18 protein-coding genes are annotated in these 20,877 nt (G+C 58.1%); 5 read left to right on the top strand and 13 right to left on the bottom strand.

Annotated features, from left to right (window positions below; translation table 11 throughout):
* Positions 1–60: 60 nt before the first annotated feature.
* From EBA31_RS24665 to EBA31_RS24655, 3 genes are read right to left on the bottom strand one after another with little or no spacing between them, the layout of a single operon-like run.
* The gene (locus tag EBA31_RS24665) at positions 61–2,259 is read right to left on the bottom strand and encodes a virulence factor SrfC family protein (RefSeq protein ID WP_122080422.1); all 2,199 of its coding nucleotides are present in this window, start codon (positions 2,257–2,259) and stop codon (positions 61–63) included.
* The gene (locus EBA31_RS24660) at positions 2,256–5,201 is read right to left on the bottom strand and encodes a virulence factor SrfB (RefSeq protein WP_122080688.1); all 2,946 of its coding nucleotides are present in this window, start codon (positions 5,199–5,201) and stop codon (positions 2,256–2,258) included. The genes EBA31_RS24665 and EBA31_RS24660 overlap by 4 nt, the downstream gene beginning before the upstream one ends.
* Positions 5,201–6,406 (bottom strand): SrfA family protein, encoded by a 1,206-nt coding sequence (locus EBA31_RS24655; RefSeq protein ID WP_122080421.1) that lies wholly within the window; start codon positions 6,404–6,406, stop codon positions 5,201–5,203. The genes EBA31_RS24660 and EBA31_RS24655 overlap by 1 nt, the downstream gene beginning before the upstream one ends.
* Before the next feature lie 240 nt (positions 6,407–6,646).
* Here EBA31_RS24655 and EBA31_RS24650 point away from each other — a divergent pair, with 240 nt between their 5' ends.
* Positions 6,647–7,558: an arginase family protein gene (locus EBA31_RS24650; RefSeq protein ID WP_122080420.1), complete on the top strand. Its 912-nt coding sequence runs from the start codon at positions 6,647–6,649 to the stop codon at positions 7,556–7,558.
* Between the two features lies 1 nt (position 7,559).
* Here the strand turns inward: EBA31_RS24650 and EBA31_RS24645 are convergent, their stop codons facing one another.
* Positions 7,560–8,075 (bottom strand): Lrp/AsnC family transcriptional regulator, encoded by a 516-nt coding sequence (locus tag EBA31_RS24645; RefSeq protein WP_020837427.1) that lies wholly within the window; start codon positions 8,073–8,075, stop codon positions 7,560–7,562.
* 41 nt (positions 8,076–8,116) lie between these two features.
* On the opposite strand from EBA31_RS24645, the gene ctlX reads away from it, so the two are divergent.
* Positions 8,117–9,043 carry a citrulline utilization hydrolase CtlX gene (gene ctlX, locus EBA31_RS24640; RefSeq protein ID WP_122080419.1) on the top strand — a complete coding sequence of 309 codons (927 nt, stop codon included), beginning with the start codon at positions 8,117–8,119 and terminating at the stop codon, positions 9,041–9,043.
* Between the two features lie 13 nt (positions 9,044–9,056).
* Here ctlX and EBA31_RS24635 read toward each other — a convergent pair whose 3' ends face one another.
* The 9 genes from EBA31_RS24635 to EBA31_RS24595 all read right to left on the bottom strand — a co-directional run bounded on the left by EBA31_RS24635 (position 9,057) and on the right by EBA31_RS24595 (position 18,080).
* Positions 9,057–9,668, bottom strand: coding sequence for a LuxR family transcriptional regulator (locus EBA31_RS24635; RefSeq protein ID WP_122080418.1), 612 nt, complete (start codon positions 9,666–9,668; stop codon positions 9,057–9,059).
* A gap of 2 nt (positions 9,669–9,670) precedes the next feature.
* Positions 9,671–11,305 (bottom strand): PglL family O-oligosaccharyltransferase, encoded by a 1,635-nt coding sequence (locus EBA31_RS24630; protein WP_122080417.1) that lies wholly within the window; start codon positions 11,303–11,305, stop codon positions 9,671–9,673.
* 22 nt (positions 11,306–11,327) lie between these two features.
* On the bottom strand, positions 11,328–11,867 hold the full coding sequence (locus tag EBA31_RS24625; protein ID WP_122080416.1) for a fimbrial protein: 540 nt from the start codon (positions 11,865–11,867) through the stop codon (positions 11,328–11,330).
* 18 nt (positions 11,868–11,885) lie between these two features.
* Positions 11,886–12,890, bottom strand: coding sequence for a fimbrial protein (locus tag EBA31_RS24620; protein WP_048760453.1), 1,005 nt, complete (start codon positions 12,888–12,890; stop codon positions 11,886–11,888).
* Between the two features lie 14 nt (positions 12,891–12,904).
* Positions 12,905–13,519 (bottom strand): fimbrial protein, encoded by a 615-nt coding sequence (locus EBA31_RS24615; protein ID WP_116691625.1) that lies wholly within the window; start codon positions 13,517–13,519, stop codon positions 12,905–12,907.
* An 11-nt stretch (positions 13,520–13,530) separates the two neighbouring features.
* On the bottom strand, positions 13,531–14,286 hold the full coding sequence (locus EBA31_RS24610) for a molecular chaperone (RefSeq protein ID WP_020837416.1): 756 nt from the start codon (positions 14,284–14,286) through the stop codon (positions 13,531–13,533).
* Positions 14,287–14,305: 19 nt separating this feature from the next.
* Positions 14,306–16,807: a fimbria/pilus outer membrane usher protein gene (locus tag EBA31_RS24605; RefSeq protein WP_162302920.1), complete on the bottom strand. Its 2,502-nt coding sequence runs from the start codon at positions 16,805–16,807 to the stop codon at positions 14,306–14,308.
* Positions 16,808–16,909: 102 nt separating this feature from the next.
* Positions 16,910–17,461 (bottom strand): fimbrial protein, encoded by a 552-nt coding sequence (locus EBA31_RS24600; RefSeq protein WP_048760457.1) that lies wholly within the window; start codon positions 17,459–17,461, stop codon positions 16,910–16,912.
* A gap of 88 nt (positions 17,462–17,549) precedes the next feature.
* Complete coding sequence (locus tag EBA31_RS24595; RefSeq protein ID WP_020837413.1) at positions 17,550–18,080, bottom strand: fimbrial protein; 531 nt, start codon at positions 18,078–18,080, stop codon at positions 17,550–17,552.
* 763 nt (positions 18,081–18,843) lie between these two features.
* Here EBA31_RS24595 and EBA31_RS24590 point away from each other — a divergent pair.
* From EBA31_RS24590 to EBA31_RS24580, 3 genes are read left to right on the top strand one after another with little or no spacing between them, the layout of a single operon-like run.
* Entirely contained in the window at positions 18,844–19,257 is a 414-nt protein-coding gene (locus tag EBA31_RS24590) for a hypothetical protein (RefSeq protein WP_122080414.1), read from the top strand.
* Between the two features lie 2 nt (positions 19,258–19,259).
* Positions 19,260–20,426, top strand: coding sequence for an FKBP-type peptidyl-prolyl cis-trans isomerase N-terminal domain-containing protein (locus tag EBA31_RS24585; protein WP_122080413.1), 1,167 nt, complete (start codon positions 19,260–19,262; stop codon positions 20,424–20,426).
* Between the two features lie 15 nt (positions 20,427–20,441).
* On the top strand, positions 20,442–20,723 hold the full coding sequence (locus tag EBA31_RS24580) for a FaeA/PapI family transcriptional regulator (protein WP_041415077.1): 282 nt from the start codon (positions 20,442–20,444) through the stop codon (positions 20,721–20,723).
* Positions 20,724–20,877: the final 154 nt, after the last annotated feature.

The raw sequence follows: 20,877 nt of genomic DNA, 5'->3' as shown, positions 1-20,877 counted from the left end.
TCGCCTTTCACGTTGCAGCGTCGTTACCTGCACTAAGTTACGCGGCCCTACCTGAATTTGTCAGTGCCCGCCATTGCCGGCAAGGGTTGCCACTATGGCTTCCAGCGCGGCATGCGGCGCGGCTGCGAGTGTAGATCCCGCCTGCGCATTTTCCGCCAGCAGCCGCTGCAGCCCGACCAGCCAGTCGTAGATATAGAAGGCGGCATTTTTCGCCGGCGTGGGCGCCAGTTTGGTCAAGCGCTGCTGATTGCCCCAGTCGACCGCGGGCTGCGGTGGTGGGGTAAAGATTGGCTGGCCGGGATTGATGCGGCTGGCGGGGCGTAAAGCCGCCTCGCGCTGCTGGAAGCCCAGCCAGGCAACGAAATCGCTCAATACCGTCAGCGCCTGGCTGACCTGACGATCCTCCCCCTGTTCCGGCAGGGTGCCTGCGGCCAATGCGTGCTCCAGCGTTGCGTCAATCTCCAGGCGGCAGGCGGCGCTAATCAGCGCATCGACCAGCAGTTCCAGCTGCGGTTTTTCGACGCCCAACAGGGCCAGCAGTTGGGCATTGTCCGGCAGGCAACGCAGATGGTTAACCCAGTCGGCGAATACCTTTTGGGCAAAGGAAGAACGCCCATGTTCCACCGAGCCGGTCGCGGCGCTATCTTCCTCACCAAACAGGTCGATCTCCATATCGAACGGCGGTGCGGCGACAGTCGGTGCCGGTGAAGCATGCTGTTGCTGCACGAAGAGTTGGCGCAGCCTGTCGCGCTGCGGCAACAACCATTCCAGCAATTCACCATGCGCCCCAGCCTGCGCCTGCAAGGCTCGCAGCAGTTGTTGGCTGCGCTGTTGCACACGCTGCGGATCCGCTGCGGCAAGCCAGTTGCCGAGCAGGCTTTCACTCAGCTCACGCCGCAATTCTTGTTGCAGTTCCTGAATGCGCGCTTGTTTCAATGCCGGGCGCGCCTGTGCCATCAGATAGTCCGTCATGCGGCGGCAGTCGCGTTCATCCATGGCCAGCAGGGTGGCCCAACTGTCGCCGGGCTCACCGACGTAGCGCTGAACGGCGTCGTCGGGGCGGGCTTTCCCTTCGCGCGACGCGTCGAACGGCGTGATTGCCCAGATTAAACCGGGCTTACGACGGCTGCGTACCGCAGCACTTTCCCCCTGGGTGCGTTTAACCCAGTAGGCCAGCGCATGGCCGGTTCGACTGGCCTCCTGTGGCGTGCCGGCGGCATCGCTGACCAGCAACAGACTGGCCTGCAGATTATCGGCGTAGTGGGTCAGCAGATTGGCGCGTTTGGCCTGTTGCATACGCCATGTCAGATCGCCGTCTGAACGACGGAGACTGGCTGGAATGTCGAGAAGCTCAGCGTCGACGGGCAGCCCAGCGGGCAGAAGTGTTGCCACTTCGGCAGCTAACCACGCCAGATCGGCCTGCGCGACATCCACGACGGCGCCGTTTTCTGTCAGTACGGAAAGTTTCACCTCGGCTGGCGCGGTGACCGCGTGGGCATGCTGAATACCCGTATCGGGATCCAAAGCTTGCAGAGCGGCCTGTACGCGTTCACTGCAGCCCAGCGTCTGGAGGCTATGCGCCAACTGACGATAGAGCATGGTCAGCGCCGGGTCTTCACCCCACAGCGGTGCGAACAGGCGGGCCCGGTCGTCAATGCTCAGATAGGGGGCCAATGAGACGGCCTGCGGCCAGAAGTGGCGGTCCAGCGCCTGTTGCCATTTGCCGCCGTGGTGACGAAGAGTGTCCCACAGCGCCACGATGGCATTGCTGTCCATGCCGTCAATCGCCATGGGCTGGCGATGGCGTTCCAATGTATTCAGGTGTGCGGCAATAGCTCTTGCGTCTCCATCCGGGCGAAAGCCGTTCATCAACGCTGCACTGGCCGTCATGGCGAGCAACTGCGCGTTATCCAGCAAGGTGATGGTCACCGGATAAGCTGGGGATGTTACGACGGCGGGCGCGCAGTAGCGTACTGCCAGCGGGCAATTCTCTGATAGCAGCGCGGCGCCGGGGGCCAATGCCGCCAAGAGGTGGGCTTTGGCAGCCGCGTTATGACCATAAAGGCCGATGGCGACGCGGTGAGGCGTGGCGGTGTCCAACTTCCGCGCCTGATTGTAGCTGCGGCGCAAACGGATCGTCAGGTTATCGGCTTCCCGGTCCAGGCGAGCGGACTGTTGCCGTGCGCCGGCGACCCAGTCAATGGCCTGGATAATTCCGTCGCTGAGGCGGTTTATCGGGTCTGAAGTGATAGGTTTCATCGTTGATAAATGCTCCCACTGTCGATCCAGTAATGGGTTGCACCAGAGGCGCTGGCAGCCAGGGTATTGAGTTTAAGCTGTAGCTGATGTGCGTGAACCGGGCTGCCGTCGGCCAGCATGGCCTGGGCAATTTTAACGCCCTCGGCACCTTGCGCTTCACTGCCGGTAATGGCCAACCGCAGGCTGATGACCGCATCGCCAGCCAGCTTGCGTGCCAACAGGGGATCGGTGATGGTCAGCGTATATAACGGCGATGCCGGCCAGCGCGGGTTGTCCAACTGACGGAACCCAAGGCGCAAAGGACCGCGCAACTGGAAGCAGCCGGCGGGATCCAGCGCAAAATCGGCGCGATCCAGATCGATATCGCGATAGTAGACGTTATCGTCCGCCAGCATGTTATTGCCGTCCAGCATGCCCAGATGGCGAACGGTGGAATAGGGCTGGAAATCCCCAACGTTGAAGTAAAAACTCTCCAGGCGCAGGTCGATGGCCAGCAGGCACAGCATCGCTCCCACGGCGGCGGTGGATTTGGGGTTATCGATACGCCCACGCTTGTTAAACGGATACCAACTGCGGGTGTGATAGCCTTCGAGCGGCAAGATGCGGCTGGCGGGCAGCGGCTGCAGATGGCGCAGCAGGGCCTGGACGCCGGGGAAACGTGCCGGGCGGCCGGTCAGCAGCAACACATCGCAGGCGTACAGCGCCACCACTTCACACAGCAGCCGCAGGCAGCGGCCAATGCCGATCCGGTCAGACAAGAAGGCGCTGTGCAAGTCACCCAGGCGGACGACCAGCGGCGTGTGCAAAATATCGAAAGAAGAAGTGCCGGTTTCGCGCTGGATCTCGCCGTTGATAAACGTCAGCACTTGCGGGGTTGGGGCTTGAGGCAACAGATCGCCCAGGCTGGCGGCCACTTCGGCCTGGGCATCCAGCGGGTCGTAATCCTCATAGGCTGCCAACAACGCACGCCCGACAGGCATGAAAATCTGTAGCGCGGCCTGTTGGCGCAGGGTGGAAAATCCGTCCATGCGGCCTTCATTGCCGAAAAGCTTATCCATCACGGCCACCGGGGCCGCGACCCCAGCGTCCTCGATAGCCTGCTGCACGGCGGGCAAGATAAACAGCTGGATCACGTCCAGCAAAATATCGTCACCGGCGACTTTAAAGCCTTCGCGGAACAGCAGGCGAGGGTTGATCTTGATGTTATTGCCTACGCCATCGTCCAGCCTGTACTGGGTGATTGCCAGATCGGTGGTGCCGCCGCCGATATCGATGGAGGCGATACGCAGCGTTTTTCCTGCCGGTTCATCGGCTGCCAAAGGGCGATCCGGTCGGGCCATGCTGGCAAAAAAGGCGTCGGTACGGCCGGCGAAGTTCACCTGGGTTTCGTTGTACAGATAAACCATCTGGCCGCAGGTCGCCTCGTCCCATTCCATGTGCACCTGCGGAACGGGGAAGCGGGTTTGCTTGCCGTCGAACGGTGCGTCCAGCGGGTGCCAGCCCATGGCTTTCCACACCAGGCCAATCGCCTCCTGCATACGGCGGCGGAAAATTTCCCGTTCCGGTTTCGGCATCGCCGAAGGCAATGTCAGGATGATAGTTCGCAGGCGGCGCGGGGCGGTGGCATTCGGCATTTTTGCCCGTTGGGCGACGCTGTTGATCTGCATCAGCGCCTGCGCCAGCAACTCGGTCAGCATCAGCGTCATAACCGCGCTGCGGCTGTAATGGGCGGCGAATACCGGTAGCCGTTCCGCTAACGGCAGCGCAGAAAGCGGAACGCCTTCATCGTTTAACAGGGTGGTCAAGGGAGCGGCGGTGGCCATCGGCTCCTGCTTGCCGTTAAAACGCCAGCCAGGCGCATAGCGTTCTTCGTCCCACAGGTAGCGGCGGGGGCTGGAAATACCGGTGGTGCCTTCACTGCCCTGCCGTTGTTGCGCCAGCTGTGCGGCCTCGCGGCCCACGCGGGTGATGGAAGGCCAGACAAAGGCGTCGTCGCGCCCGCTCTGGAACGAGAGGCCGGGTTTGCCGAACGAGACCTGAGAAAACTCGACCCGGCTTTCGAACAGTTCGTTGTACACGCAGTGCGGCGCGCTGAGCGAGCGTAGCTGCAGTTCATAGGTCTGCTTCAGGCCGTTGCTTTCTTCCGGATGGTCTTCGACCAGCACGCCGCAGGTGTGGGAGTTGCCGACGTCCAGAATCACGTCCACGTTGACCGCGGGCTGCTGCAGCGTAGCCGCGATGATCTTTATCTGCGGCACCGCCAGTTGGTCGCCGAGCATGTTCAACACGTTAAGGTAGTGCGCCTGATATTCGAAAGTTTTCAACCCGGTGTAGATCTGAGCTTCGGCACGTTGTTCCAGCGTGGTGGCGCCTTCGGTAAAGACTTCGCGCAGCCAGCCGTCCACCCAGGTCAGATCGAGAAACTCGCCCAGATCGTGATTGCGGTGGGCCAGCGCGAAGCTTAGTCCGGTGTCGAGATCGCTTTCGCTCGGGGCTAACGCCTCCTGGCCTGGCGTCGCGATACGGGTATCGAATGCCAGCACCACCCGCAGAGAGTTGCCGTCCTGATCGGGGGTATCCAACTGAAGGATCTGCATGCGCGCCCAGTTGTCCGGCCCGGCCAGAAACGCCCCGGAAGGGGTGTAGCGAAAGAACGGCAGTGGCAGCCAGGTCTTATCCAACAGCCGCAAAGATTGCTGCAGGGGATAACTGAATTCAGGGCGCACCACTTCATCGACCTGCCCCGGCTGCGCGGGCAACAGGTATTTGCCGCTGTCGGCATGCCACTGCAGGCGTAAAAGTGGGCCACTCGCCGTCTGGCGGACAAACTTGCCCGGAAAATCGGCATCCAAAACCGGCGTCAGGGCAAAGTCCAGAAATTGGATGCCGCTGTCCTGAATCAGCGTAATGGCGTTTTTATAGTCCGTAAGGGGGGCCAGCATCATTTACTCTCGCGCTTTAACGTCATGGGATAAACCGTGTCCGCAGCGTAACGGCCGGTGCATTCCGCCGGGCCGGTCTCATTTTGCCTGCAGACGATTTCCGGCAGTGGGTAGCGGCTGCCGTCGCTGCAACGCGCTTTGGTGCGGCTGTTGATCACCAGATTGCCTGACTGCATCAGCCCGGCCTCTATCGGCGCCCGGCAGGTGATGGCGTCGCCGTAGGTGATGCTGGCGGTGCCTTTGCCGTTATTGAGACGGTATTGCAGGCTGGGCCGTTTGCCGGTCAGCGGATCTTTCCACGCCACCGTCGCGCGCCATCTGCCGTTGAGAAAACGGGTGGAGCCGGCCTTGACCGCTTCAGCTGGCAGTACCAGCGAATTTTTGTCCGCCGGCGGCAACACCACCGGGACGGGCGGCGGCGGCATTAGCGTGGCGTGCGCCAATGGCAGATGCAGCGTGGGGATCGGCTTGGCGACACCGACAGGCGAAGGTGGTGGTGCCAGCACCGCCGGAGATGTGGCTGGTGGGGGATTCGTTTGGCTCAGCCAACCCGCCAGCAAGGCCATGATCGCTGCCATCCACACATAGCGGCGCCACGGCCGGCGCACCGGCGTGGGGATAATTTCTGGCGTCAGGGCTTCGGGTTCCGCAGCAGGTTGAGGCTCGGGGGCCGCCTCTACGCGCGGAGTGGCGGCGATTGGCGTCGGTTTTTCTGCCGGCTCTTCGGCTGGGCGCAGGCAGGCCAGCGGATCGTCCTGACACTGTGCCTGTGGCCTGATAAAGCCCCAAAAGGTCAGCACTGGTTTATCGTCGACCAGATAAACATGGTTGGGATCGGGTATTTGCATCGCCTTGCTTAACAAGGCGCCGAAAAGGCGTTGGCTGGGATGGTCGGTCGTCTGTGTCTCGGCGATCAGGGTGTTGAAGGTTGCCAGGCTACGCTCCAACAGGTGCACGGCCTGAGCGCGTTGAGCCTCGTTCGCCGCCAGCCAGGAGGTGACTTTTCCTGGGAAAGGCGAGTACCAGTCAATGTGAGTGCCCGCCTCGTTAGGTTGCGGGATAGCCAGACAATCAGCGGCCAGCTGCTGTTGGCGAATGCGCAGAGTTTCCCGCAGCTGCAACGCGCAGGCGTAAACCGGCTGTCCATTCTCGCCCAATGCAAGCACATCATCCAAACGGCCACTGCGTAAAAAGGGTTTTCCCACTGCCAAGCACCTTGTCCTGTTACCGATAAACGCATAAACGGTCATGGTAACCCGCGAACTAAAGCGGCAAACGGCCAAGGACAGGCGTAAAAAGGCACCTCTTGCTTTAATGGGCGAGGCAGAAAACGCATAGAGCCTGTTTATCGTGGCAATACCGCAGCCTGTTTCCTGATGCCGTGAGGCGAAAACCGACTCATAGGCTAAGCTGGCTTGAAGAGAGTTTTTCATTAGGTGACCCGCATGCAGATCATTCTGGCCCCGACCAATCTGGGGCTGCGCCCTCTGTGGCCCGGCCATATCCCCGGTACCTGGCGAGCGCCACAGGCGCTGATGGCACAGGGGTTGGCTCAACGGCTGGCGGCGGAGGCCATCCATGAGTTAGTGTCGCCGACCTATTCGCCGCTGGCCCCCTCGGGCACCCGCATACGGAATGGCCATGCCATTCGCGCTTTCAATTTAGAGCTGGCTGCAGAGGTGGCCGCGGTGCAAGCGCGTGGTGACTTCCCGCTGGTGATTGGCGGTGACTGCTCAATTTTGTTGGGCGCGCTGGCGGGCGGGCGCCGCGCAGGGCCGCTTTCGCTGGTGCACATTGATGGGCACAGCGACTTTCGTCATCCCGGCAACTACGACCCTCAGCAGATGTTGGGCGCGGTGGCGGGGATGGATCTGGCATTGGCAACCGGCCGCGGGGAGGCGTTGTTGACCGAATGGCCCGGCGTGGCAGGGCCGCTGGTACCGGATCGCCAGGTTTTACAATTGGGTGAGCGAGAGTGCCGCGACGCGGACTTCGCCTGGCCGGATATCAATCAGACTGCCATCACGCGTATCGATGTTTTTGCCGCGAACCTGATGGGCAGGGCGGAAATTATACGGCATATCGACCAGATGCTGGCCGCCGAGCCAGCGTGGCGATTTTGGTTGCACCTTGATGTGGACGTGCTGGATCAGGCCGTGATGCCGGCGGTGGATTCCCCCGGCAGCCCCGGTATCGATCGTCTTTGGCTGGAAAATATCGGGGCTAAGCTGCTGCAAAATCCGCTGTGCTGCGGCATGACGGTATCGGTATTCGACCCGGATCTGGATCCCGATAACCGCTACGCGGCATTGATCGTGGAAATGCTCGCGGCGATGTTCCATCGGCACAAACCTTAAGTCAGGCCTTGTGTGTCGACAGCAGGATGCTGGTTTCGGTGCTGGAAATGCCGGCAATGCGCCGAATTCGCCCCAGGATTTTGTCGAAGTTCTCCAGGCTGTCGGTGCGGATCTCCACCAAAATATCCCATTTGCCGTTGGTGGTGTGCAGGGTAAACACCGCGGGCTCGCCGCGCAGCTGTTGCAACACGCTTTGCGCCTTGGTGCCTTCGACCGCCACGGACATCCAGGCGCGGATGCGGTTATGTTCCACCCCCGGTTTTACACGGATGGTGTAGCCGGTAATGATCCCTTGCGCCTCCAGAGCCTCAATTCTTTTTTGCACCGTAGCGCGTGATACCCGGACCTTATTGGCCAGTTCGGTCACCGAGCTACGGGCATTTTCGCGCAGCAGCGCGAGGATTTGGCGGTCGGTATCGTTCATGGTGTCAAAGTGTCGGTTCGAAGTGGCGATTTGTAAAAATATAGAGCAATTTAGCCAGTTATCACACTGTTTGGCGTCAAATTGATTTTCCATAATAGGGCGGCGTCGCTATCCCGAACCCTGTGAGAAACATCATGCAAACCACCCAATCCGTTTTAATGGTGCGGCCATTCGGCTTCGCCGCCAATCAAGAAACCCGGCACAGCAACTTCTTTCAAAAAATCACGGAACATAATGAAAATCAGGCAACGTTGGCATTAACTGCCTTCAATGATTACGTCGACGCACTGACGCAAGCCGGTATTGACGTTACGGTGATAGAGGATAATGGCGAGCAGGAAACGCCGGATGCGTTATTTCCCAATAACTGGATTGCTCTGCTGGGGGACGGCAGCCTGTTCACCTTTCCGATGGAAGCGAAGAACCGACGACGGGAGCGCCGCCAGGACATTATCGCGCAGCTCGCCAATGATTTTGTGGTTGAACGGCAAATTGATCTTTCCGCCCACGAACTGGCGGGGCGCTTTCTGGAGGGTACCGGATCGCTGATCCTGGATCACCGGCATAAGCTGGCTTACGCCTGCCGGTCTTCACGCAGTTCGCCGGAGGTAGGCCGCGAATTTGAACGACACTCCGGCTACCAGATTGTCTGGTTCGAGGCTGCGGACCGCCATAATCGGCCCATCTATCACACCAACGTGATGCTGAGCGTCGGTGCGGAATATGCCATTGTTTGCCTTGAAAGCATTCGCAACGAAACGCAAAAAAGTGCGCTGATCGTCTCGCTCACACGCAGCGGAAAAACCATTATCGATGTCAGTTTTGCCCAGATGGAGGCCTTTGCGTGCAACGTGCTGGAGCTGCGCGCCAAAGACGGCCACCCGGTTTACGCCATGTCCACCCGGGCCTGGGCTCATTTCACCCCGAAGCAGCAAACGCTGATCGGCAGCTATGCGCGCCTGGCGCTTGGACCTATTGATATCATTGAGGATCTGGGCGGCGGCGGGGCGCGGTGCATGCTGGCGGAAATTTTCCTGCAGCGTAAATTCGCACCGGCCTGACTGCGCCGGCCACTCAGTTCAATCCCAATTGATTCAGCAGCATCTTGTTCAATTCAATGCTTTTGTGGACGTTCAGCTTGCGCATCGCCGAGCGCTTATGGGCGCTGATGGTCTTCTGGCTGCGCTGCAGCATACCGGCGATGGTACAGGCGGACATGCCGGAGCTCATCAGCTTCAGCACCTTCTTTTCGCAGCTGCTCAGGGCGGCAATACGGCACTGTCGGCATTTCCAGATGCCGCTGGCGTGCAGGGCGACCCAGGGCTGCTGGCAGAAGCGCTCCAGCGCCAGCTGCAGTTTTGCGCGAACGACGGCATCATCATCGCGCCGATTAATGCTAAACAGCGCCGGATGCTTGTGCTCGTAGTGAGCATCTCGGTCGTTGAGGATCAGCACGGTCATTTGCCGATGGCGCGGCGTCTGATAAGGGCTCTGGTAGCAGCGGGCACAGCCGCAGCTGTCTTCCAGCGTGCGGAAGACGATTTCTATCGGCTCCATATTTAGCAAATCGGCCGAGGCGCCGCGGCTGCTTGCATTCAGGTTATGGAGGTAATCCTCAACCAGCAGGCGCAGTCCGAGCTGATAAAAGTTATCGCTGCCCAACAGGGTGAACCGGATATTAAGCATAGTTACTCCTCAAAGCGCGCATCGTGCGGAAACAGTCGCTTGGCCTGGCGTTGCAGATCGGCGGCTCGCTGGGGCTGTTGCAGTAGCCGGCTGACCGCCATCAAATTGATGTAAATATTGGCGTCTGGCCGCACGCGGATTTCGTTTTCAGCCCATTGCTGGTAGCTCAGCAACGTAGCCATATCGCGGGTTTGCGGGTATTGCAGCAGCTGTCGCAACTGCATGTCATAGTCGTAACGGACCTGCCAGGGCGTCGGTGTGATGACCTGGCTCATGGGGCCGAATTGCCGCAGGCCGCTTTTTTCCACAGCGGTAATGATCAGCGCGCTGTGCAGGCCATTAAGCAGATACGGCACCATCAATGCAGCGATGCCCGCAGTGGTCAGCCGCAGCGGGAGCTGCGAATGGGAGGGCAGCCGCAAACGGCGTCGGAGGTCGCTAACGCGCAGAATCACCAGCAGCAGCACCGAGTGGGCGGCGGAGAGATAAAGCGGGTATTCCACCATCATGTGCAGCAGGATCGGCAATGCCGCCAGCCAGGGCGCGGGCCGTAGCGGAACGGGGCGGCTGTGCCGCAGCAAACGGCATAGCCCCCAGACGATCAGGGCGATACCGCTCAGGCTCAGCAGACCGCCTTCGACGCCCCACAGCAATATCTCGTTGTGCGGGTGGCTGATGGCAACGCTTTCCATACCGCTGCTGTGAGTGGTGTAAAAATGATGCAGAAAATCGTGCTGAAAATGGCCGTAACCCCAACCTAACCAGGGACGCTCGGCGATCATGTCTAGCGCCTCTTGCCAGTAGGTAAGTCGGTAAAAAATCGGTTCCGGCAGCATAAGCGCCCGCGTAGCGCCATTTAGCATCACCAGCAACAGCCCGGCGCTTACCCCGGCCATCAACAACAGCAGGGCGATGCCGGCGCGGCGGCGGTTAAGGCGGTACAACATCCACAGTTGGAGCGGAGACAGCAGCAGGGCCGCCAGCAGTCCGACGCGGGAGGCGATAACGATCAACAACAGCGGTGCCAGTAGCAGCATGGCGGCGGCCAGCGATTGCAAACTGCGCGACAAAGGGCGACGGGCGCTCAGCAGATACAGCGCCAACGCCAGGCCGGTAGCCATAAAGCTGGCCATCAGGTTCCACTGCTGGAAGATGCCGTAAGGGCGGTTTTTCAGGGTGTTGTAGCCCATCCAGTTGCCCGGCTGCAGCAAACTGTATTGCACCAGGCCCAGCAAGGCTTCGATAACCGTCGCTGCCAGCAGCAGCATCAATAGCCTGCGCCGCCACCGGCGATCGAGCGGGATTTGCAGCAGCGCAAAGTAGGCCAGAACACCCAGCACCAATCCCATCAGGCGCGGCAAGGCTTCGCTTAACCAGGGCTGTTGAGCCCACAATAGCGGCAAGAACAAAATCAGGCTGCCGGACGCCAGCAGGTTAAAGAAGCCGGAGGTGGCCAGCGGCGGACGGCTGAACAGCATCGCACCTATGATCAACAGGGCGATGAAGATCCCGCCGACCAGATTCCACGGCAGATAGAATCCGCTGCCGCCGCGATTGGGCCAGTAAATGTGCATGGCGATCAGGCAATAAAATGCCGCCAACCCGAATAACCAGGCTGCTTTAGATTTGGACATCATGACGTGTTCCTGCGGCGCCGACTTACTGATAAGCCAGTACGAAATTGGCTACCGAGCTGAACTCACCCTCGGTAATGGTTTTATTCTGTATCGCGCTGGGATGGCCCTGCACATAGGCGGTGAAATTCAGAATATTGGCACCGTCTTGCAACGTCACCGCGCTGGTGGCCTGGTTCAAATCAATGTCCGCGCCCTTGCTGTCAAACAGGGCGATCGCGGCACCGTTGGCGCCGTTATTGATCGCCAGCTTGCCCGGCAGTTCGCTGTCCTCGTTCCCGCTGAAGGTGATATTGACGGTTTTAAACACCGCCGTTTTACAGTCGGTCAACTTGATGTTGAACGGCACCGGGTTGCTATGGCCGTAGCGGTACAGGGTTTTGACGATCACCGTGTCCATTTCCACCACCTGATCGGCCGATTGCGGTTCGATATTGCAGGGGCGACTCACCACGGTGCCGTGGAACTGCAGCGGTGAGCCGACCAGCTCGGTATCCGCCAGCGTCGGCAGTGCCGAAAAGAGTAGCGGCGTGCAACTGAGCATCGCTAAAGCGCGTAAACGCATCGTCTGTTTCTCCCTGAATTACTCGAAGGCCGCCACAATGGTGGCAGAGGCGTTGAATTCCCCTTCCGCGATTTCTTTACCGCCGTTGGCCAATGGTGCGGCAACCAGGTTCCAGCTACCGCCGTTACCGATATTTGGCACCGGGTAAAACTCATTCGGGATCACCAACTGGCCGTTATGTTTGATCTCGATACCGAGGTCGGTTTTATCGGTTTTAAATGCGTTATTGGTGAAGGGCGCCGGGGTGCCGGAGACCGCCAGTTTGATGTTCAGCGTACCGTCTTCGAAGCTGCCGCCTTCGCATTGGAAGCGCACCGGGATACTTTGTGGGTAGCTGGCGCCGTTCAGATTGCTGCCGCCGATTTCACCGAACTCGACGTTGATCAGTTGGCCTTCGTTCACCACGCATTTATCCGGCACGTAGAGAATGGCGGACTGAATAAACACCTGCGCCATCGGATTGGGGCCGAAACCGGCGTCGGTTGACCCCAAACGGCCATACATCTCGATGATCTGCCGGTCATTGATCTGTACGCCGTTAATAATTTTTTTGCGTACCCGGAAGGTGACCCGACCTTTGGATCCACTTTCGTAGTTATTGATTTGTGCATATGGCGGATTGCAAGAGTGGTTGGTGTATTCATTTGAGACGTTATAAAACGGCACGGTGACATAGGCTTTTTTATTGCCGGCGATCCAAACCTCGGCTTTTAGGTCCAGATAGTCATTCAGTTTCAAATAGCCGTTGCCGTAGTCGGAGGCGGGCAATGCCGAATCCGACTTATAAAAGTGCGGGCTACGAGGGATCGGCGTATCGCAATAGGCCTTGCCGGTATATTGGCCACCTAACGAATAGGGAAACTCTTTGGTAAAACCGACCTTGTTGGTGATATTGCTTTCATTCAGGTCGATATAAAACGGCTTTGCCCCGCCGTCCGGCGTGACGTAGCCGTTGGCCCACACGGCTGGAGCCGTCAGCGCCAGTGCCAGCGGCAGGCAGGAGTTAAGGTAGGTTTTTTTCATCACGTTTGTGAACCTCACAGGTAAATCACCTGAATGTGCGCCACGCCGGAAAAACCGGCCGCCATCACCGCTCGCTGCGTGGATTCCACGCTGGCGCTGAACCACAGCGTATTGCTGCCGGGCTGCAGAATGTAAGGCCGGCTCTGCTGGTTGAGCGATAGTGCATGGCCCTGCTGATCCTTCAAACGCAGGCCGATGCCCTGTACGCCGCCGTTCAGTTTCAGCAGATCGGGGTTGTTGATATCGCTTTCGCCGAGAAACACCAGCGTGGCGGCCTGTTCACCCTGCAAATAGAGCTGCCCGGCATCGCCGTTACGTTGCCCTGCCGGGTTATCCGCCAAGGCTTTGGCCCCCAGCAGGCAGTTGCGGAACGAGAGGCGAAAACGTACCGGCGCACTCTGATCGCCAGCGTTTTGAAAATCGCGCGCGTTAACATCACCCAAATCAATCGACTGATCCTGGCTGTCCGGCGTCAGGCTGCACGGGGAGCTGAGCAGGCCGCCATGAAAGCTGACGGTGCCGGTGGTGCCTTGGATCACGCCCAGTGGCGTTGCCGCCGTCGCGCTGCCGCTAACCAGCAGCGCGGCGATCAGCAGGGGCCGCAGGCGGCCGCCGGTGAATTCAGCCATGCGGAATCTCCTTATTTTTTGGTCTCGGGCACGGCGTTGCATACGCTGCCGTTACAGGCAAAGCGCAGCTCCGGGTGACCGCCGTAGTCATTGATATAGGTGATGACAAAGCTGTTGAGGCCGTTGTCGCGCACCTTAATGGTTTCGCTCGATTTCGGTTTCAGCATCACCGGCTGGAAGTCGCCCAGCGCGCCGCCGCCCTGTTTCTGCGTTTGGCGGGTCATGCCGGTCAGGGTGATATAAAACGGCGTAGGGTTTTCAACGGTGAAACCGCCGGTGCTTTTGCGAAATACCAGCTTCTCCTGCCACACTTCGCCTTTTGGCGCGACGATGGCTTTTGGCCGATAAAACAGTTTGATCTGGGTTTGCAGTGCCAACTGCATCACGTTGGTTTTACTGCTTTTCGGCGGAATTTCACGCAGGTTGAAATAGAACACCGACTCGCGATCTTGCGGCAGACGATCGGCCTCCGGCGTCTTGGTGATGCGCACCACGCTGCGTTCATTGGCTTCAACCCGCTGCAACGGCGGTAACACCACCAGCGGCGAAGTGATTTTCTGGTGCTGCTCGTTTTCCAGCCAGGACTGCGCCAGGAAAGGCAGTTCCTTGTTTTCATTGACGATATTCAGGCTGATTGATTTCGCGTCGCTGAGGTAAACGGCGCGAGTACGATCCAGCGATATCGCTGCGTTGGCGGCCGGTACTGCTGCGGTCAAAGCCAGGCCCAGCGCGGCCATTTTTGCTAACGGAACGTTGTTCATAATCATCAATTCTCTGCGTTACGGATTACAGTTTGGCGCACGGCAGCAGTAGCTGATCCAGCGGCTTGGCGGCGCCCGGTATAACAATGCGGCACTGGCGTTGGCCTTCCCAGGCGACGTCCAGCTGCTCTTGCGGCTGCACGCCGGTCAGGTAGACCGAGCCGCCGTCGTTCACGACCGCCACCTCACGGCCTTTTTCGCTCAGCACCGTGGCGCCGAACGGCGGCTCGCTGCCATCGGCAAGCTTGATGGTGGCCAGCAGCTTGCTGCCTTTCACCACCTCAAAGTGGCGGTAGCCGATGGCGCCCTCGGTCAGCGTGCCTTGCACTACCGCTCGGGTGGCCTCCACGTCGTCCGCCAGGGTATTGACGTCGATGCGGGTGTCGGTGTTGTAGTAGCTGGTGATATCGGAGATCACCGCCAGGCCGAAGCGGTTGCTGTAGGCGCGGCCGTTGTTGATCGGCACCCCGGCGATGCCGTCGGTGTCCAGCATCATCCGGCTGCCACCGTTGCTGGAGTTCTGGTGGGCGGCGATGCCGTGTCGGGTAGCGGTAATGCCGCTGCGGAAGGTCCCGCCGATCGACGAATAGCTGTCCTGCTGGTAAGAGGCGCTGGCGTTGAGCGAGCCGAACGAGGCGTTATGGCTGTAGTAGCCGCGGGCCAGCGATTTGCCGGACTGGTTAAAGCCGCCGCTGACCTGCCAGGTGTTGTTCGGGTCGGTATAGTCGTTGTAAGACGCCATCTGCGTTACGTCGCTGTTGCTGGTTTGCAGTGAGTAACCGAGCCGGCGGCGATCGCCGATCGGCACGCTGAAGTTCAGCATCACGCTGTCATCGGTGCGGCCGTGATAGGTGGTACGGTAGGCCGACAGCGATGCGGTCACGTTGCTGACATTGCCGACGTTGAACAGCTTGCTGGCGGATAACCCGTAGCGATCCTGCGCCCTGGCATCCCAATAGGTTTGGTGCGAATAGGTCAGGTAAGCGGTGATCGCCTTGGCGCTGTCTTCCGCCATAAAGGTTTTGCTGGCGGTAATGGTGTACAGCTCTTTTTGGCGGCCGTTGTAGCGTTCGTCATAGTCGTTGTAGCGCTCTTGCAGATACTGCGACATGTTCATGAACTTGCGCTGTGAGAAACGGTAGCCGGCGAAGGTGATCTGGCTGTTCAGCTCATCGAAGCGCTTGGCGTAGTTGACCTTGAACGACATGCCGCTGGCGGTAGGCTCATTGGGCAAGCGGGCGATGGACTGCGTCACGTCCACCGACATGGCGCCGAACACGTTAAGATCGCGACCCAGGCCGAGCGCCCAGGCGTTGTAATCGCCGCCGAGCAGGGCGCCGCCGTACAGCGACCAGGCGCTGGTCAGCCCCCAGGAGAAGTCGCTGGCGGAAAACAGTGGCCCTTGCGTGCGGTGATCGTATGCCGAAGGTTTACCCACCGCGACGTTGTAGCGGACATAGCCGGGGCGCGTCAGGTAAGGGATGGTGGCGGTGTCGACCTGGAAAGTGGAGACGCTGCCGTCTTGTTCTTCCACCTTCACGTCTAACCGGCCACGTACCGAACTGTTGAGATCCTGAATGGCAAACGGCCCGGCGGGCACGGTGGTTTCGTACAGCGTACGACCTTCTTGCGAGACGGTGATCTTGGCGTTGCTCTTGGCAATGCCGCGTACTTCCGGCGCATAACCCTGCAGGTTTGGCGGCAGCATGCGCTCGTCGCTGGCCAGATTCAGACCGGTAAAGCGGTAAGAATCAAAGACCCCGGAGTCGAGAAAGATTTCACCGAGCGTCAGCTTGGCAGCCTGCATCGGCAGCGCCCGGTAGGCGTAGATCTGGTTCCAGTCGAAGTTGTTGTCTCGCTCGCCGGCCTGCTGATTGTAATTGGCCTGATAGTCGGCGCGCAGGCGCCAGGCACCCAGGTTGGCCCCCACCGTCCCGTAGCTGCTGAGATTTTCGGCGGTGTTGTTATTGTGGCTCTGCTTGCCGACCTGGCCGCTGATGCTGTAGTCCAGCAGCAGTCCGGGAATGCCGTCGTCCCACTGCTCCGGCGGTGTCCAGTCCGGATCGGAATATTTCATCCAGGCCTGCGGGATGGTGATGGCCAAGACGCCGCCGCCGATGCGGTCGGAGATGGTCGCCCCTTTGATGCCGCTGATATCGGCGCAGCTGTTGTCGTGCCACAGAGTGATTTTTTTGAGGACGTCTTCTTTCAGCGCCATTTTCTCGACCAGATCCGGCGGCAGGCAGACGCGAGAGCGATCCTTTTTATCCGGCGACGGATAATATTGAATGCTGCGCTGCGGCAAGGTTTTCTGGTTGATTTTGATATCCAGCAAATAGGCGCCGGGCATGACGTAATCGGCGTCGGAAAAACGCGATAAATCCACTTTGCTGCGATCGCCAATATCCAATACGTCGGTATTGAATTCCGTGGCGGAAAAAGCCGAATGCACCCAGAGGAAAGATAGAATGACGGTAAGGGGTATTTTTTTCCGTGTCAGTAATGACGTCATAGAATAATCACTCATGGCAAATCCGCGCCCAATAGCAGGTCATCCTGTACGACCTGAATACGTAATACGTGATGTCATTCAGTGCCTGACGGCGGCACCCGCCTAACGAGGCGTTACTTACAGATAAGACAGGGTGAATTTCGCCAGTGAGCTGAATCCGCCGGCCCTGGCCCTGTCGGGATGAATGCGTAACTGAGCGCCAAAGCGCAGCGTGTTGTCGCCGGCGACAATCTGGTAATCCGCGGTGGTACTGCCCAGCGGTATCTGAACGCCGTTGGCGGTCAGTAGCTCAATAGCCACGCCCTGGGCTTCGCCATAAACCCCCAAGAGATCGGGATCTCGGCTGTCGGCGATGCCGTTGAAAGTGACGGTGGCCGCGCGGTAGATAAAGTCGGGTTTCACGATGCTGGCCAATTCGCAGTTCACCAGCTTGATCTCAAAGTTGCGGCGGCTGCCGATCAGTACCGGTTGCGTATCCAATGCCGCATCGGTCATCGAGATCAGGCCGAAATCAACGGTCTGGTCCAGGCTTTCGCTGGCAATCCCGCAGGGGGTTTCGACGATCTCGCCACCCAGGTTGAGTGTGCCGTGGCCCTGATTTTTCGCCGTCGCCTCTGCGCTGCAAAGGCTGAGCGCGATAAGCAGTACGCCCGAAATCCGGTTTGTCATGCTGGCGTCTCCCTGTAGCCGTTGGTCCCGTTACCCAATGTCCGTGCAGGTAAAACGGGGACACCAAAGTGGCGTCCCCGAGGGGGGATTACAGGTAAGCCAGTGTGAAGTTTGCAACGCTGGTGAATTCGCCTGGGACCACGGCGCCAGAAGCGCTGCTGCCTTGCAGATAAGCGGCGAATTTCAGGGAGTTATTACCTTCGGTCAGACCCTGGCCATCGGTTGCGGTGCCCAGTTCAACGTCTTTGGAATGCAGGTTGTCATAGATTCTGATGCCAGCGCCGGTTGCGGTGCCGCTCAGTGCCAGCAGTTTGCTGTTATCTGGATCCGGCGTACCGGTGAAGGTCACCTGGACGTTCTTCATGGTCGCAATAGAGCAATCTTTCAGTTCGATGCTGAATGGCTCAGAGCTGGATTTGCCTTCTTTAGCCAGCAGACGGCTGCTGATTTGGCCCATAGGGACAGTTTGATCAACAGATTCCGGTGCTACGCTGCATGGCGCATCAATAATTTCACCGGTAAAAGTGACTTTACCGCTGCCCTGGTTAGATGCGGCGTGAGCAACAGATGCAGAAGCGAAAGCAATCACGGTTGCCAGCATTAATTTATTCAGTTTCATTTCTCAAGTTCCTGTAGAGAGTATTTAAATAAAAAGAACAGCACATCTAAATCCCCCACAACAGCGGCAACGTCATGTCGCCGACGCCGTAGTTGGAGCCAGATCCTTTTGCTCTGGGCAATACGCCACCCTCCGTTATTCATGAGTGAATAACGAAATATTTTGGAAGTCGTACAAGCGAAATCCATAAAAGAAAAATAGGTATATCACCATAGCGTCTTGCTGGGATTATTATTGCAAATAATAGGTGCGGTTGGAAATAGCTTTTATTAAGTTAAGTCAAATACAGAATATAAAACCAAAAGGAAAAAGAAATATATATAATTGAAAATCAATAGATCGTATACAAATATTATCCAGAATAAATGACTATATAAATAGCAATATGCGAGATATTAGATCGCCAGAATTAGTGTTCGCACTACAATTAGCAATATTGTTTTGATAATATCGCCCTCAGACAGCAGATGATGAATTCTGCGCGTTAATCGCGGGTAAAAAGTTAACTCTTTGTTTTTATTGGTTAACGCGCCGGTAATACTGGCCTTGGATGTGACTTTCATTCATTGTGGCTACGATAATTTCTTTTTGAGTTTTAACAAAAACATAACAATACAGATGTGTATCGGATTATTACCAATACCCGACTGTTATTGTGCGTTTTTGTTATTTAACTCGTTAGGATTAATCAGAAGCAGTCAGATAAAGCAGGGCTTCGCGACATAATAATGACCTAAGTGATAATTAAGGGATGATAAACGGAATGATTACCATAATTAATGATTCAACTCGCCGTTCCACCGTCGCTACGGCGCTGATGATAATGTCCTGTTTACTGCTGTCCGGTTGCGTAGGAAAAAATGGCACCGGCACGGTTGCCATGAAAAAAGTTTCACAGAGTAATCCTAAGGAAAACACTGATGAGCAACGGATCGCGCTTTGTCAGCAACGGGTCAACTCACTTAAGAATATTAATCCGCAAAGCTATCAGAAACGGATTGCTTATTTTAACGGGCTGTTGTCCAACGCCTCGGGGTATGCCGGCATTCGCAGTAATGTCGATGAAAGCACCCGTAAAGCCATAGATGCGCTTTATAAATATAAAACCGAGAAATTCTGCGCCGACGTTGAGCATGAGCTGATGTCCGATCTGTCGAGCCGGGTGGAGAGCCTGTAATCATGAGAAGGTATGCGGAAGGAGCCGCTGCTTTGCTGCTGTTGTTGGTAGGGGGCGCTGCATCGGCGGCAGAGACTGCACCTGGCAAGGATGACGGCATTCCCGCATTGCTGAAATTTGCCGAGCAACAGCAGGCGGTGCCGGTGGTGGAAAGTGCACCTGCAGCGCCTCAGCCGGTGACTGCCAAGCCCAAACCCGCCGCTGTTACGCGCGGAGACAACGCCCGTCTGACTGCGCTGAATCAGGCCCTGCAACGGCAAGCCGAAACCATCCGCCAATTGGAACAGCAGCTGGCGGCTCAGGCTCAACCGGCGGCGCCAGCCCTCAAGGCAACACCCAAACCAGACCCGATTGATATCCGGCCGCTGGTGGCCGCGTTAAAAGGGATCCGTAAGGCCATCGCCACGCCGCCAGACTTGATCGCCATGGCGGCGGCTCTGGCACGGCAGCAGCGGATCGTCACGCAGCAAGAGCAGCAGTTGCAGCAGCTCAACCGTCAGCTAGCCGCGCAGCGACAACCGCCGGAGCTGGCCAGCGATGCCGATAAGCAGGCCTACGCCGCCGGGGTTTCGCTGGGGCGTGACATTCTGCATTTACAGGAAGAGAACCGCCGCTTGGGAATTGAAGCCGATCGCCCGCGCTTGCTGGCGGGCATTGCCGATACGCTGGCGGGGCAGCAACGGTTGGATGATGCCGCCATCGACCGCGCGCTAAAGGCCGCAGACGCTGCCTTGCAGCAGGCCCAACAGCAGCGACAGCAGGCGATACGGGGGGAGGGTAAAACCTACCTCGCCGATTTCGCCAAGCAGCCTGGTGTGCAAAAAGATGCGCTCGGTTTTTATTACCGTGTGGACTATGCCGGCAGCGGGCAGATAAACGCCAATGACAACGTCGATATCGTGGTACGCGAGAGCCTGCCCGATGGGCAAGTGATCAAGGATATGGACTTGGCCGGCACCACTATCTCTTTGCCTTTGTCGCAATATCCACCGCTGTTTCGCGCCGCCATCGGCAAATTGAACAAGCATGGGTCCATGACGCTGGTGGTGCCGCCAGTTCTGGCATACGGCGACAAAGGAAGCCCGCCCGCAATCCCCCCGGGCGCCACGATGATTTACACCTTGCGCGTGGCCGACGTGCTGCCGCAGGACAGGAGCAGGCAAAAGTAACCCAAGGAGTACGCGATGGCCAAGGCGCCGATAACATATGAAATCAGGAAGTCACATATGCTAAACGTGTTACGAAAACTCTGTATGGAGCGCGCGTCGGGGGCAGGGGAACATCACCCTCCGGCACCGGAACACTGGCCTAAAACCAGGGAGCTGGCAGACAAATGCGGTGAAAATATTTACACCACGCGCACGCTGTTATTGGCATTGGAAAAAGAGGGTAAAGTTCGTTGTACTCATCGCAGCATCAATAATTCGTTACGCTGGTATATTTGTGCATCACCCAAAAAAATGTAATTCCTTTCCTGTTTCGTCATTTTGACTACCCTTCACAGCGGATCAACACAGGGCTGACGGAGCGAAAAGCGCCTCAGCCCGACTCCTTTGTTACGACTAATGACCAGCCATTGGCAGTGCAATTTTTGAGGCCGTATACTGAGGGCCTGGGTGC

It is taken from the genome of Serratia sp. P2ACOL2 (assembly GCF_003691565.1).
Taxonomy (GTDB): domain Bacteria; phylum Pseudomonadota; class Gammaproteobacteria; order Enterobacterales; family Enterobacteriaceae; genus Serratia; species Serratia liquefaciens.
The sequence above is the reverse complement of the archived record's forward strand: the minus strand, read 5'-3'. Positions and strand labels throughout refer to the sequence as shown.

Excerpts from the sequence above, each read along its gene's own strand:
- EBA31_RS24635 (WP_122080418.1), bottom strand. The coding sequence starts at position 9,668 with ATGCTTAATATCCGGTTCACCCTGTTGGGCAGCGATAACTTTTATCAG.
- EBA31_RS24605 (WP_162302920.1), bottom strand. The coding sequence starts at position 16,807 with ATGAGTGATTATTCTATGACGTCATTACTGACACGGAAAAAAATACCC.
- EBA31_RS24615 (WP_116691625.1), bottom strand. The coding sequence starts at position 13,519 with ATGGCTGAATTCACCGGCGGCCGCCTGCGGCCCCTGCTGATCGCCGCG.
- EBA31_RS24630 (WP_122080417.1), bottom strand. The coding sequence starts at position 11,305 with ATGATGTCCAAATCTAAAGCAGCCTGGTTATTCGGGTTGGCGGCATTT.
- ctlX (WP_122080419.1), top strand. The coding sequence starts at position 8,117 with ATGCAAACCACCCAATCCGTTTTAATGGTGCGGCCATTCGGCTTCGCC.
- EBA31_RS24650 (WP_122080420.1), top strand. The coding sequence starts at position 6,647 with ATGCAGATCATTCTGGCCCCGACCAATCTGGGGCTGCGCCCTCTGTGG.
- EBA31_RS24625 (WP_122080416.1), bottom strand. The coding sequence starts at position 11,867 with ATGCGTTTACGCGCTTTAGCGATGCTCAGTTGCACGCCGCTACTCTTT.
- EBA31_RS24645 (WP_020837427.1), bottom strand. The coding sequence starts at position 8,075 with ATGGAAAATCAATTTGACGCCAAACAGTGTGATAACTGGCTAAATTGC.
- EBA31_RS24600 (WP_048760457.1), bottom strand. The coding sequence starts at position 17,461 with ATGACAAACCGGATTTCGGGCGTACTGCTTATCGCGCTCAGCCTTTGC.
- EBA31_RS24585 (WP_122080413.1), top strand. The coding sequence starts at position 19,260 with ATGAGAAGGTATGCGGAAGGAGCCGCTGCTTTGCTGCTGTTGTTGGTA.
- EBA31_RS24590 (WP_122080414.1), top strand. The coding sequence starts at position 18,844 with ATGATTACCATAATTAATGATTCAACTCGCCGTTCCACCGTCGCTACG.
- EBA31_RS24595 (WP_020837413.1), bottom strand. The coding sequence starts at position 18,080 with ATGAAACTGAATAAATTAATGCTGGCAACCGTGATTGCTTTCGCTTCT.
- EBA31_RS24610 (WP_020837416.1), bottom strand. The coding sequence starts at position 14,286 with ATGATTATGAACAACGTTCCGTTAGCAAAAATGGCCGCGCTGGGCCTG.
- EBA31_RS24665 (WP_122080422.1), bottom strand. The coding sequence starts at position 2,259 with ATGAAACCTATCACTTCAGACCCGATAAACCGCCTCAGCGACGGAATT.
- EBA31_RS24660 (WP_122080688.1), bottom strand. The coding sequence starts at position 5,201 with ATGCTGGCCCCCCTTACGGACTATAAAAACGCCATTACGCTGATTCAG.
- EBA31_RS24620 (WP_048760453.1), bottom strand. The coding sequence starts at position 12,890 with ATGAAAAAAACCTACCTTAACTCCTGCCTGCCGCTGGCACTGGCGCTG.
- EBA31_RS24580 (WP_041415077.1), top strand. The coding sequence starts at position 20,442 with ATGGCCAAGGCGCCGATAACATATGAAATCAGGAAGTCACATATGCTA.